This is a genomic window from Enterobacter sp. BIDMC92 (assembly GCF_001030225.1).
GTDB lineage: Bacteria > Pseudomonadota > Gammaproteobacteria > Enterobacterales > Enterobacteriaceae > Enterobacter > Enterobacter sichuanensis.
Genome location: NZ_KQ087598.1, coordinates 3151030 through 3164372, shown reverse-complemented (window position 1 = coordinate 3164372; position 13343 = coordinate 3151030). Strand labels below are relative to the sequence as shown.

At 56.0% G+C, this 13343-nt stretch carries 9 protein-coding genes; 6 read left to right on the top strand and 3 right to left on the bottom strand.

Going from position 1 to position 13343, the window contains the following annotated elements:
- Positions 1-84 precede the first annotated feature (84 nt).
- Complete coding sequence (yegD, locus tag SP99_RS14875; protein ID WP_047959062.1) at positions 85-1437, bottom strand: molecular chaperone; 1353 nt, start codon at positions 1435-1437, stop codon at positions 85-87.
- A 255-nt stretch (positions 1438-1692) separates the two neighbouring features.
- Here yegD and alkA point away from each other — a divergent pair, with 255 nt between their 5' ends.
- Positions 1693-2565 carry a DNA-3-methyladenine glycosylase 2 gene (gene alkA, locus SP99_RS14870; protein ID WP_047959061.1) on the top strand — a complete coding sequence of 291 codons (873 nt, stop codon included), beginning with the start codon at positions 1693-1695 and terminating at the stop codon, positions 2563-2565.
- Here the strand turns inward: alkA and SP99_RS14865 are convergent.
- Positions 2530-5859: a diguanylate cyclase gene (locus SP99_RS14865; RefSeq protein ID WP_047959060.1), complete on the bottom strand. Its 3330-nt coding sequence runs from the start codon at positions 5857-5859 to the stop codon at positions 2530-2532. The two genes, alkA and SP99_RS14865, sit on opposite strands and share 36 nt — an antisense overlap.
- Before the next feature lie 343 nt (positions 5860-6202).
- Here SP99_RS14865 and udk point away from each other — a divergent pair, with 343 nt between their 5' ends.
- From udk to asmA, 3 genes are all read left to right on the top strand, one after another.
- Positions 6203-6844 carry a uridine kinase gene (udk, locus tag SP99_RS14860; protein ID WP_008500855.1) on the top strand — a complete coding sequence of 214 codons (642 nt, stop codon included), beginning with the start codon at positions 6203-6205 and terminating at the stop codon, positions 6842-6844.
- A 91-nt stretch (positions 6845-6935) separates the two neighbouring features.
- Positions 6936-7517, top strand: coding sequence for a dCTP deaminase (gene dcd, locus SP99_RS14855; RefSeq protein WP_020883257.1), 582 nt, complete (start codon positions 6936-6938; stop codon positions 7515-7517).
- A 22-nt stretch (positions 7518-7539) separates the two neighbouring features.
- Positions 7540-9390: an outer membrane assembly protein AsmA gene (gene asmA / locus SP99_RS14850; RefSeq protein ID WP_047959059.1), complete on the top strand. Its 1851-nt coding sequence runs from the start codon at positions 7540-7542 to the stop codon at positions 9388-9390.
- An 87-nt stretch (positions 9391-9477) separates the two neighbouring features.
- Here asmA and SP99_RS14845 read toward each other — a convergent pair whose 3' ends face one another.
- Positions 9478-11061, bottom strand: a complete 1584-nt coding sequence (locus SP99_RS14845) for a TerC family protein (RefSeq protein ID WP_047959058.1) — start codon at positions 11059-11061, stop codon at positions 9478-9480.
- 692 nt (positions 11062-11753) lie between these two features.
- Between SP99_RS14845 and SP99_RS14840 the strand changes: the two genes are divergently transcribed.
- Together SP99_RS14840 and wzb are read left to right on the top strand one after the other, a co-directional pair.
- Positions 11754-12893 (top strand): polysaccharide export protein, encoded by a 1140-nt coding sequence (locus SP99_RS14840; RefSeq protein ID WP_014170829.1) that lies wholly within the window; start codon positions 11754-11756, stop codon positions 12891-12893.
- 6 nt (positions 12894-12899) lie between these two features.
- On the top strand, positions 12900-13343 hold the full coding sequence (gene wzb, locus SP99_RS14835) for a low molecular weight protein-tyrosine-phosphatase Wzb (protein ID WP_025758721.1): 444 nt from the start codon (positions 12900-12902) through the stop codon (positions 13341-13343).

Here is a 13343-nt window from a genome sequence, read left to right as displayed (position 1 = left end):
GGAATTGTCTGAGTGTGGTGGTCTGTGTTTTCTCCCTCTCCCTGTGGGAGAGGGCCGGGGTGAGGGCACCAGACCGCACCAATATTAGCTAAACATCACCTGCGCCCAGCGCGCAAGACCCGCCGTGACGGATCCAAAGTCATCTCCACCGGCAATCGGGATCCCTGGCAACTGCTCAGCCAGCGCTTTTTTAATCAGCGGTGAACGGGCGCTTCCCCCGGTCAGGTAGATCACGTCCGGCTGCTCTTTGCCGTTATCCAGCGCCAGCTGCACCTGTTCCAGAATGCGCTGCAGCGGTTGAGCGAGCGCCGTCTCCAGCCCCTCCTGAGAGATGGCGGTTGCCAGATCGTCGCTGATAAACGGCAGGGAGACCGCATGTTCCGGGCGATCGGAGAGGGCGATTTTGCTCTCTTCCGCGGTACGTACCACGCGGTAGCTGAGGCGTTGACGCCACACTTTATACAGCAGGGCGACTTTTTCGGCGTCCTGGGCATCGCGTACCAGGTCGTTCAGGAAGCGGCCATTCGCGGTGCTGTAAAAATCGCTCTGCGCAGGCACGTCGTTGATGGCGATAGCGTTCCACCAGGGCAGGATCGGCAGGGCGATCCCTTTCTCCGTTTGCCCGCCCATGCCCAGCAGCGGCATCAGGCTCTTAAAGGCCAGCGCGATATCGAGATCGTTACCGCCCACGCGACAGCCGCTGTGCCCCAGCAGGCTGTTTTCGCGGTCACGGCGATGATGCCACTGCGGCCCCATCAGCAGCAGCGAGCAGTCCGTCGTTCCGCCGCCGATATCGACCACCAGCACGCGCTTCTCTTCCGACAGCGTGGCTTCAAAATCCAGCCCCGCTGCAACCGGCTCGTACTGGAACACCACGTCCCGGAAGCCGGCGCGGTGCGCGGCGCGCTCCAGGATCCCCTGTGCCTGCTGGTTGGCCTCATCACCGCCCAGCCCCTGGAAGTTGATCGGACGGCCAATCACCGCCTGGGTAATCGCATCAGGAACCTGCATCTGCGCCTGATTGCGGATGTGCAGCATCATCGCGCAGACCAGATCTTCAAACATCGCCACCTGCTGCGGCTTTAATCCGCTGGCGCCGAGGAAGGATTTCGGTGATTTTACGAAGTAGACCTCTTCCGGGTCTTCAGTGTAGTGCCCGAGCGAGGCAAGGCCAAACTGCACGCTGGACGGCGTGACGTCAATATCTTCCTCACGGTTGAAACTGACCGCCCGGCGCAGCAAGGCCTGGCTTTCCGCCGCCGTGGCCGGAACCTGATGGTGGCGGAACAGCCATTCGCTTACCGCTTCGCGGGTGGGTGCGCAGAGCATTGACGGCAGCAGCGTGCTCTCTTTTTCCATTTTCAGGAGCTGTGGTTGCCCGTTTTGCATAATCGCAACCGAGCAGTTTGCCGTACCGTAGTCAAATCCAATAAACACGATAAATCCCCATGCCAGTGAGAAGGGGCGAGACTTTAGCGGAATGCCCGTCCGGCGACAACAGGAATATGAAAGCAAGGCAAAACAGGGTCTTTCCGTTTATGCTGATATACCCGTCATACTTCAAGCTGCATGCGCGTTGGCTGCGCTCGTTCACCCCAATCACATAGTTATCTATGCTCTTGGGGATTCACTCTCTTGCCGCCTTCATGCAGCTTGAATTATTTAGGGTATAAGATAAAAAAAGGAGCAACGATGTATACCCTGACCTGGCTTCCCCCTTACGACTGGCAATGGATGTTTGGCTTTCTTGGCGCCCGTGCGGTGACGGGCATTGAAACCGTCACCTGCGACTACTATGAACGCAGTTTTGCCTGCGAAGGACATCAGGGAGTCTTTCGCGTTACGCCGGACCTCGCCACCTCTACGCTGACCGTGACGTTGAGTCCGGGTCTTATTCCGGTGGCGCAGACCTGTCTTGAACGTATCGCACGCTTGTTCGATCTCAGTTGTAACCCGCAGCAAATTGCAGACACGCTGGGCGATCTCGGCGCCGCGCGGCCAGGCCTGCGTTTGCCGGGGGCGATGGATGCGTACGAGCAGGGTGTCCGGGCTATCCTCGGGCAGCTGGTGAGTGTGGCGATGGCGGCGAAGCTGGCATCACGCGTGGTGGCGCTGTGTGGGGAACCCGTGGCGGATTGCCCCGGCTATCTCAGCTTCCCCACGCCGCAGGCGCTGGTGTCCACGGACCCGCTGGCACTGAAAGCGCTGGGCATGCCGGTAAAGCGCGCGGAGTCGCTGATTCATCTGGCGCAGTCGGTCATTGACGGGACGTTTCCGCTTTTCCCGCCCGCGAACATTGAGGCAGGGATGAAAGCGTTACAGCAGCGGCCGGGAATTGGCCGCTGGACGGCAAACTATCTGGCCCTGCGCGGCTGGCAGGCAAAAGATGTGTTTCTGCCGGATGATTATTTGATTAAGCAACGCTTTGCCGGGATGACGCCCGCGCAAATTCGGCGTTATGCCGAACGCTGGCAGCCGTGGCGCTCGTACGCGCTACTGCACATCTGGTATACCGACGGCTGGGCACCGTCAGTTGATGGCGAAGTAGCTGGTATTGAGAAGTAGATCCAGCGGCTGCGGCTCGGCGATGGTGTCACCATAGATAAAATCAATGCCGATGCCGGAGAGCGTATCCATCATAATGGGCTGATTGCAGGGACCCGCGATGGTCTTCATGCCCAGGCGCTGGGCATGACCCTGGATGATGGTGACCATCATTTCATCCATCAGATTGCCATATACGTTGCTCACCACTTCAGCGTCCAGCAGCAGATAGTCGGCCATATTTGCGCTCAGGTGCGTGAAGACGTTCATGTCGCGTCCCACCTGGCTGAAGATCACGCGACAGCCTGCCTCGCGAAGCTTCTGCAGACCCTGCTCCAGATTTTTATTCGGGTTACAGACCACATCGGCAGAGATGACCAGATGCAGCAGGCGACCCGGCATAGGGCTTTTATCCAGCAGGTCGAGCAGTTCATCAACCAGCGTCACGCTGGCTAAACCGGCCTCAGACAGCGGCAGTGCGACACCCATCCCTTTACTGGCGATCTGAGCGGCGGAGGTGCGGAAGAACTCGCTAAAAATCCGTCTGTCGAGGGCGTGCAACAGCTCTGGCTCTGCCAGGCCCGATCGGAAGGCGTGCTCTTCCTGGACTTCACCCTGGCTGGTCCACAGGCGTAACGAAATCAGCCAGAAGTTGCTGCTTTCCGGGATGCGCGGGGAGGCGACGCTGCGGGCAATCATCATCAGATGGTTGTCTTTAATCATGTGCCACTGCTCATCAAGCGACATCATGCTGCGCGTGCTGTGGTCCCGCTCCTGCTGGGGTTCGTAAACCGTCACCCTGCCACGCCCGCCGTTTTTCGAGGCATAGCAGGCAATATCCGCCTGCGACATGACCTCCGACGCCTGATGGTTATTTTCATCAATCAGCGTGATACCCGCGCTGGCGCCGATCCGGTGCAGGCGTCCTTCCCACATAAAGTGATAGTCATTGATCGTCTGAATCAGGCGAGCGGCAATATAGCGTGCGCTTTCAATGTTGCAGTCGGGTAACAGTAACCCGAACTCATCCCCGCCCAGACGGGCCAGTACGTCACTGGAGCGGAGCATGGTCAGCATTAAGGAAGAGAGTTCCCGCAGCAGGGCATCGCCAGCGGCATGGCCAGCCGTATCGTTGACCGCTTTAAAGCGATCGAGATCGATAAACACCAGCGCATGCCGCTGGCGCGTCTCGCGCACGGTCTGCAGGAGGCGTTTGAGATGGTTTTCGAAGCTGACCCGGTTTGCCAGGTGGGTCAGGGCATCGTGGGAAGCGCTGTAGCTCAGCTGACGCAGCATTTTGCGCGACTCGGTCACGTCCTGAATGACGATCACGGAGCCAATACTCTGTCCGTCCAGCGTGCTGAGCGGCGTAATACTGTAATGAATATCGAAGCTTCCGCCGGTACGGCAGTTCAGCACCACATCCTGATCGATATCGGAACGGGACATATCGCCGCTGTGAATATTCTCCATCGGCGGCCCTTGTTCCCCAAAGGTGATGTGCAACACCTTCAGGATCGGCTGGCCTATCGCCTCGGTTTGCAGCCAGCCGCTCATTTTCTCGGCGACTGGGTTCATAAAGGTGACGTTCATGTTGATATCGGTACACAGCACCGCTTCACCGATGGAGTCGAGGGTAATATGCAGCCGCTCTTTTTCCTGGAAGAGGGCCTCGTTAAGCTGCTTCACCTCGGTCATGTCCATGTTGATGCCGAGCAGCCGTTCGACTTCACCCTGTTTATTCAGCACCCGGTTCGCCAGAGAGCGAATATGGCGCACGCCTTCCTTCACGCGAATGCGAAATTCCAGCTTAAACGGCAGACGGGAGATAAGGGAGTCTCGCAGGACCTGCTCTGCATGGGCGCGATCTTCCGGCAGCATCGTGTCGTGCCAGAGCTGCCAGGTGGGTTTGATGTGCGGCGGAATTTCATACAGCTCAAACATCCGCTTATCCCAGCTAATAATATCTGGCTCCAGATCCCACTCCCAGATGCCAATTCCGCCCGCTTCGTTAGCCAGCGTAATGCGCTCCATCAGACGTTTATTGACCCACTCGGTCTGCTTCAGGTCGTTAATATCTTCAATCTGAGCGATAAAATAGAGCGGTGAACCGTCGGTATGACGCACGACGGAGACGGCAAGGAGCGCCCAGACCACCTCTCCGTTACGGGTGTAGTAACGCTTCTCAAGGGTGTAGGTATTGATCTCGCCGTTGACCAGCTGTTCCAGCTGCTCCAGGTCGGTATCGAGATCTTCCGGCCAGGTCAGCTGCTGAAAGGTCAGCGACTGCAGCTCCGTCTGGCTGTAACCGAGGAAGTTGCACAGCGCCTTGTTGGCCTGCAGCCATTTGCCCTCAATGCTGACCAGCGCCATACCGATGGCGGAATACTCCATCGCATTACGAAAACGCGCTTCGCTTTCGGTGATGTGCTTGCGTTCGGCGCGGAAGGCATACATCACCATGGTCATCACGTTGGCAGGCAGGAGAAGCATCAGGAACGGCAGCCACGGCGCGTTCAGCATCGGCCCGGCATGCTGGGTGGTGAGCGCCAGAGGGTTACGGGCAATCATCAGCGACACGACCATCACGGTGACCAGAAACACCATGAACGCCTCCATCCGCGGCAGGCGCACGGCGCTCCACATCAGCAGAACGATCACACAGGTAAAGGGCCACGGAAGCCAGGTGATGGCCGCCCAACTGAGGGCTAATGTTATGGCCAGCGTGGTCAGCGTCTCCAGCAGCAGTCGCGGGTCACGGTGGCGCAGCAGATAATGGGGTTTAAATAACAGGCCCAGCGGCACCAGCGCCAGCGCGCCGATGGCTTCGGACAACACCCACACGAAGAAATTGCGCACGGGCTCAGTGCCGGGTGCCAGCAGAGTCACCAGAACGCCGCCCACCAGCGGCGGCACCAGCGCGCTGCCAATGGCTACGCGGATCCAGTCATTCAGATTCTGCAGCGGGTTGTACCATGGGAGCCATTTTCGCAGGAACAACGCCCCGATAACGGCCTCAATCACGTTGACGGTGGGGTAGATCAGGCTTACCGATCCCCAGGAAAACAGCATCCATGAGGCCAGAATATTGCCAAACGAACAGGCCAGCGCAATTCCCGGCCACATTTTTCCGGCATGACGGTAAAACGCTACCATCATGATGGCAGTGGGAAACCAGAGCGGGGCCAGCAGGGTACCGAAGCGGGTGAGCTCCAGCGAAAACAAGGTAAAGATAAAGGTGACCAGGCCCAGACAGACAAGTCGTAATAAAGGATGTGGGGTGGTAACCAAAACCCGCTGGTATTGTTTATTCATTACCGCTTTATCCAGAGACGCCATGCCGTCAGGGAAGATGTCCGAATGCGTGAATTTGATAATTTGGTTTATGCTAGTACAAACAATTTACAATTCATATGGTGACTGTTCAGAATTTGACACCACAGACTTATTAAATAGAAGCTCTGTGAAAAAAAACGGTTAAACGCTGAAAAAACGTTCATTTAAATTTCACTCAGGGCGTAATGCATCACTTTTCGGGCAGTCTCGCAGAACCTGTGCATTCGACTGGTATCACGCCGGCGAAATCCCTATAATTGCCGCGTTTGACGCTCCGGCGTCGTCCTTCCTTAACATCCAGGTTAATCAGGTCGCTAAATTTATGACTGATAAGTCTCATCAGTGCGTCATTATAGGTATCGCCGGCGCATCGGCTTCAGGTAAAAGTCTTATTGCCAGTACGCTTTACCGCGAACTGCGTGAACAAGTAGGTGATGAGCATATCGGCGTCATTCCCGAAGACAGCTATTACAAAGATCAATCCCATCTGTCGATGGAAGAGCGCGTCAAAACCAACTATGACCACCCCAATGCCATGGACCACAGCTTGCTGTTCCAGCATTTAGAAGCGCTTAAGAGCGGCCAGGCGATCGAGCTGCCCGTTTACAGTTATGTCGAACACACCCGCACTCAGGAAACGATCCGCATTGAACCGAAAAAGGTCATTATCCTGGAAGGCATCCTGCTGCTGACCGACGCCCGCCTGCGGGAATCCATGAACTTCTCCATTTTCGTTGATACCCCCCTGGATATCTGCCTGATGCGCCGCATCAAGCGTGACGTCAATGAACGTGGCCGTTCGATGGATTCCGTGATGGCGCAATACCAGAAAACGGTCCGCCCGATGTTCCTGCAATTTATTGAACCCTCCAAACAATACGCCGATATCATCGTGCCGCGCGGGGGCAAAAACCGCATTGCGATTGATATCTTAAAAGCGAAAATCAGCCAGTTTTTTGAATAAGCCGCGCGAATTGTGTACCGTTCAGAGATAACCTGGTTTTACCCTGAGTGCTTATTGCCTCAGGGTACGATGCATGAAAGGAGAGAGTGCCATGCGTCTTTGTGATCGCGATATTGAAGCCTGGCTGGATGAAGGCCGTTTGTCTATTACCCCACGTCCACCCGTGGAGCGTATCAATGGGGTGACCGTTGATGTACGGTTGGGGAATAAATTCCGCACCTTTAGCGGCCATACCGCGCCGTTCATTGACCTTAGCGGGCCGAAGGACGAAGTGAGCGCCGCGCTCGATCGCGTGATGAGTGACGAAATCGTTATTGACGAAGGTGAGGCCTTTTATCTGCATCCGGGTGAACTGGCGCTGGCGGTGACGTATGAATCCGTCACCCTGCCTGCGGACCTCGTCGGCTGGCTTGATGGCCGTTCTTCCCTGGCGCGACTGGGGCTAATGGTACACGTGACCGCGCACCGTATCGATCCCGGCTGGTCAGGGCGTATCGTGCTGGAGTTCTTCAATGCCGGTAAACTACCTCTGGCGCTGCGTCCCGGCATGATGATCGGTGCGTTAAGCTTTGAACCGCTGACGGGCCCGGCCGATCGTCCTTATAACCGTCGTCAGGACGCAAAGTACCGCGACCAGCAGGGCGCGGTCGCCAGCCGTATTGATAAAGACTGAACGCGAGTCCATTGAGGATGCCATGAGAAGAGTTCTGACAACGCTGATGATTTTGCTGGTGGTGCTGGTTGCTGGCCTTTCGGCGTTGGTTCTGCTGGTTAACCCTAATGATTTCCGCGCATACATGGTGCGGCAGGTCGAGGCACGCAGTGGTTATCAACTGAAACTTGATGGACCGCTGCGCTGGCACGTCTGGCCGCAGCTCAGCATTCTCTCTGGCCGCATGTCGCTCACGGCGCCGGGGGCCTCACAGCCGCTGGTTTCCGCAGACAACATGCGCCTTGATGTGTCGCTGATCCCGCTTATTTCCCATCAGCTGCAGGTTAAACAGGTGATGCTGAAAGGCGCGGTGATTCAGCTCACCCCGCAAACCGAAGCCGTGCGTGATGCGAATGCGCCGGTGGCGCCGCATGAAAATACCCTGCCTGATGAGCCGTCTGATACCGGCTGGTCTTTTGATATTGGCAAACTGAAAGTGGCCGACAGCGTGCTGGTTTTCCAGCATGAGGACGAAGAGCAGGTTACCGTTCGCAACATTAATCTGCAGATGGAACAGGATGCTAATCATCTTGCCGCCGTGGAATTTAGCGGGCGCGTGAACCGCGATCAGCGCGATCTCACCCTGTCGCTGAATGCCAGCGTCAATGCGTCTGACTATCCGCATCAGCTCACGGCCGACATCCAGCAGTTGAACTGGCAGCTCACGGGGGCCGATCTTCCTGCTCAGGGAATTACCGGGCAGGGGACGTTGCAGGCCGTGTGGCGCGAAGAACAAAAGCAGATTGAGCTGGATAATCTCAGCCTGCAGGCGAATGACAGTAGCCTGAAAGGGCAGGCGAGCGTCACGCTCGAAGAGAAACCGAAGTGGGTGCTCAATCTGCAGTTCGACAAGCTCAATCTGGAAAACTTACTGCCACCGCCGCCCGCAAGCGCAACGGACAGCGATGCCGCGCAAACGGGGCAAAGCCAGATGCCGGTCTCTCGTCCGGTTATTTCGTCGAATCTTGATCAACCTGACTACAACGCCCTGCGCGGATTCACGGCGGATATTCTGCTGAAAGCCAATAGCCTGCGCTGGCGTGGCATGGATTTTACCGACGTGAGCAGCCAGATGTTCAACCATAATGGCTTGCTGGTGATCTCGGAACTGAGCGGCAAGTTGGGCGCTGGGCATCTCTCACTGCCCGGTACGCTGGATGTCCGCAAAGACGTCGGCAGCGCCGAGTTCCAGCCGCGTCTCGACAACGTTGAGATCGGCACCATCCTGAAAGCGTTTAACTATCCGATAGCCCTGACAGGGCAGTTGACGCTGGCCGGTGACTTCTCGGGCACTAAAATTGATGCCGATGCTTTCCGCCGCGACTGGCAGGGACAAGCGCACATTGATTTAAAAGACTCCCGTATGGAAGGGCTTAACTTCCAACAGTTGGTCCAGCAGGCAGTGGAGCGCAGCAGCGATGTGAAAGCGCAGGAGAACTACGACAGCGCCACGCGCCTCGACAGCTTCTCCACGGACCTGACGCTGGATAACGGACAGCTGACGCTGGCCGACATGCAGGGAACCTCTTCCATGCTGTCGCTGACGGGAGAGGGCTCGCTGGATCTGGTAAAAGAGACGGCGGATACGCACTTTAACGTCCGGGTGCTCTCCGGCTGGCAGGGCCAGGGTAAGCTCATCGACTTCCTGAAAGAGACGCCGATCCCGCTGAACGTTTATGGCAAATGGCAGGCGCTGAATTACAGCCTGCAGGTGGATCAGATCCTGCGTAAGCATCTGCAGGATGAAGCCAAACGTCGGCTGAACAGCTGGGCGGATCGGAATAAAGATTCGCAGACCGGGAAGGATGTGAAAAAGCTGCTCGATAAGCTGTGATGCCGTTGTGCCGGGTGGCGCTTCGCTTACCCGGCCTACGAAAACTGGACACCGTAGGCCGGGTAAGCGAAGAGCCACCCGGCTTTTTTACACCTCAAAATCGAGTTCTTCCTCGTCCCGCAACGGGATGAGCTGAACCTTCTGTACGCGATGGTTTTCAATCTGCAGCGTTTTCAGCAGATAGTCCCCTACCTGAACCTCTTCCCCCGGCTGCGGGATACGCTGCAAATACTCCATCAGCAGGCCGGCAATGGTGTGATATTCCCGTTTTTCATCCAGCGGCAAGGGCACATATTGCACCAGGTCTTCAAGGGGCATATGGCCGTTGGCCGTCCAGGAGCCGTCGGCGTTTTTCTGGATGTCATGGCGGGCATCAATCTCATCCACCTCGTTAGGCAAATTACCGGCGATGGTTTCCATCACGTCGCTGAGCGTGACCAGCCCTTCAACCGATCCAAACTCATCCACCACAAAGGCAAAATGCGTGCGCGCGTTGCGGAACTGCTCCAGGGCGGAGAGCAGCGGTAGCCCCTCCGGGAACACCAGCGGCTGGCGTACCAGAGCGCGGAGATTAAGCGCCTCGCCGTGCAGCTGCTGTTGCAGCAGGTCGATGACGTGCACCACCCCCAGCAGCTCCTCTTCCTCTTCACCGCCGGTCACTACCACCCGGGTGTGCTGGTTTTTATCCAGCAGGGCGCGGATTTGCGCTTCCGGGGCCGTCAGGTCGATATGCTCAATGTCATGGCGTGAGGTCATGATGCTGCTGACCGTGCGCTGGTTGAGATTGAGCACCCGCTCAATCATCAGCCGCTCCTGCGGGTTAAAGATTTGCCCTTCGCTGTGATCGGCCAGCATGGCGGAGGATTCGGCGTCCAGCTCCGCATCCTCTTTCTTACCGCTCAGCAGGCGCATAACCGTGTCGGCCGTGCGCTGGCGCAGGGTCTGATTGGCGGAAAGGAAGCGGCGGCGGTTAAATATCGCCAGCTGGTTAAGCGCCTCAATCATCACGGAGAAGCCAATGGCGGCGTAGAGATAGCCTTTCGGGATATGGAATCCAAAACCGTCGGCCACCAGGCTAAAGCCAATCATCAGCAGGAAGCTCAGACAGAGGATAACGATGGTCGGGTGACTGTTCACAAACCGGGTCAGCGCCTTGCTGGCCATCACCATCAGCGTAATGGCGATAATCACCGCCGCCATCATCACCGCAAGATGGTCCACCATCCCGACGGCGGTGATCACCGAGTCGAGGGAGAAGACCGCATCCAGCACCACAATTTGTGCCACCACCGGCCAGAATTTCGCCCCGCGTCGCTGGGTCGGGTTCTCACTGTCTTTGCCTTCGAGCCGCTCGTTGAGTTCTACGGTGGCTTTAAACAACAGGAACAACCCGCCGAAGAGCATGATCAAATCGCGGGCGCTAAAGCTCAGGCCGTGGATGGAGAACAGCGGCTGAGTCAGGGTCACCAGCCAGGAGATAGAGGCCAGCAGCAGTAAGCGCATCACCATTGCCAGCAGCAGACCCGTCACGCGCGCGCGGTCGCGCTGGGAAGGGGGCAGTTTTTCAGCGAGGATGGCAATAAAGACCAGATTATCAATCCCGAGCACAAGCTCGATGACGACCAGCGTAACCAGCCCGGCCCAGATTGAGGGATCGGCAATCCATTCCATAGTAATAGCAATACCTTCTGTTATATGACGAATGTCACACTTCGATCATGGATAAAGCCGGGGGAAATTGCAATGCCGGGCTGAGATTTCTCTTAATACGTCTCGCTAAAAAGAGCCTGTTCTGCTGACCCTGTAAATAAGGAAAATACGTCTCTTTTATTACCGGAATATCATTTTAGGATATATCGCAGGTAATGGTTTTTGCTCTCTTTTTGTCAATATAAAGAAAATCCTAAAAGGCCAAAACTTTGCTCTTAATATTAATCTTAAAAACCGATATTAGGACAGTTGTCTCCTTGCCTGCTATTAGGTTAGCTGCAACAATTCTCCCAGCATCAAATGTTAAATCTCAGTGTTGCTATTATTGTTCGGTCTTCAGGGATGGTTATTCATTATCCGTCGGGCATCGCCAGCGGCTGATATATTTCCAGAAGACCTTGCTCAAGAGGGTGTCTATCCATAACACATTGTTTAGTCAGTGGATTGGTAACTGAAAGCCAAGGGCGGTAGCGTGCCTGAAAGCGTGTGAATCAGCCTCGATTATTCTGTCAATAGCCAATGGATGAATAAGCTTTTTTTAGGACTGATGCCAGTTATATTTCTATTTGATTAACTGCATGCTGAAACCCAATACGACCCGAGCTTATTTAAATTGCACAGGATAATTACTCTGCCAAAGTGATAAATAATCAATGATGAAATCCAAAATGAAATTGATGCCATTATTGGTGTCTGTGACCTTGATGAGTGGTTGCACGGTCTTTCCCGGCAGCAATATGTCAACAATGGGTAAGGATGTGATCAAGCAACAGGATGCCGATTTTGATCTCGACAAAATGGTGAATGTTTATCCACTTACGCCTCGACTGGTCGAACAATTACGTCCACGTCCGAATGTTGCCCAGCCGAATATGTCGCTGGACCAGGAAATTGCCTCTTATCAGTACCGCGTGGGGCCAGGTGACGTGATTAACGTGACCGTCTGGGACCACCCTGAACTGACCACACCCGCGGGCCAGTACCGCAGCTCAAGCGACACCGGTAACTGGGTGCAGTCAGATGGCACCATGTTCTATCCCTATATTGGTAAGGTCCATGTTGCCGGCAAAACGCTTGCCGAGATCCGTAGTGATATTACCGGCCGCTTAGCGCAGTACATCGCCGATCCGCAGGTGGACGTTAATATCGCCGCATTCCGCTCGCAAAAAGCCTATATCTCCGGCCAGGTGAATAAATCGGGCCAGCAGGCTATTACCAACGTGCCGCTGACCGTGCTGGATGCCATTAACGCCGCGGGCGGCTTAACCGACGGTGCCGACTGGCGCAACGTGGTGCTGACCCATAACGGGAAAGAGCAGCGCATTTCGCTGCAGGCGCTGATGCAAAACGGCGATCTGACCCAGAACCGCCTGCTCTATCCGGGCGACATTCTCTACGTACCACGCAACGACGATCTGAAAGTCTTCGTGATGGGTGAAGTGAAGAAACAGAGCACCCTCAAAATGGACTTCAGCGGTATGACCCTGACCGAAGCGCTGGGCAATGCTGAAGGTATCGATCTGACGACCTCTAACGCGACCGGTATCTTCGTCATCCGTCCGCTGAAGGGTGAAGGCAGTGCGAAAGGCAAGATTGCCAACATCTACCAGCTGGATATGTCCGATGCGACCTCTCTGGTGATGGCGACGGAGTTCCGTCTCCAGCCATACGATGTGGTGTATGTCACCACCGCGCCGGTTGCCCGCTGGAACCGTCTGATCAACCAGTTGCTGCCAACCATCAGTGGCGTTCGCTACATGACGGATACGGCGCGCGACATTCATACCTGGTAATTCGCGATGTTTAACAAAATTCTGGTGGTATGCGTGGGGAACATCTGCCGTTCCCCCACGGCTGAACGGTTGTTGAAACACTACCAGCCCGAACTGACCGTTGATTCAGCAGGGCTGGGCGCGCTGGTCGGTAAAGGTGCCGATGAGCGGGCAACGAGCGTCGCACGGGATCATAACCTTTCCCTTGACGGTCACGTTGCCCGCCAGGTCACCAGCCGCATGTGCCGGGAGTACGACCTGATCCTGGCGATGGAGAAACGCCATATCCATGCGCTGTGCGATATCGCGCCGGAGATGCGCGGCAAAGTGATGCTGTTTGGTCACTGGGACAATGAACGCGAAATCCCCGATCCGTATCGCAAAAGCCTTGAGGCCTTCGAGGCGGTTTACACCTTACTTGATCAGTCTGCCCAGCAGTGGGCGCAGGCACTGAAAGCTCAGCAGGGATAA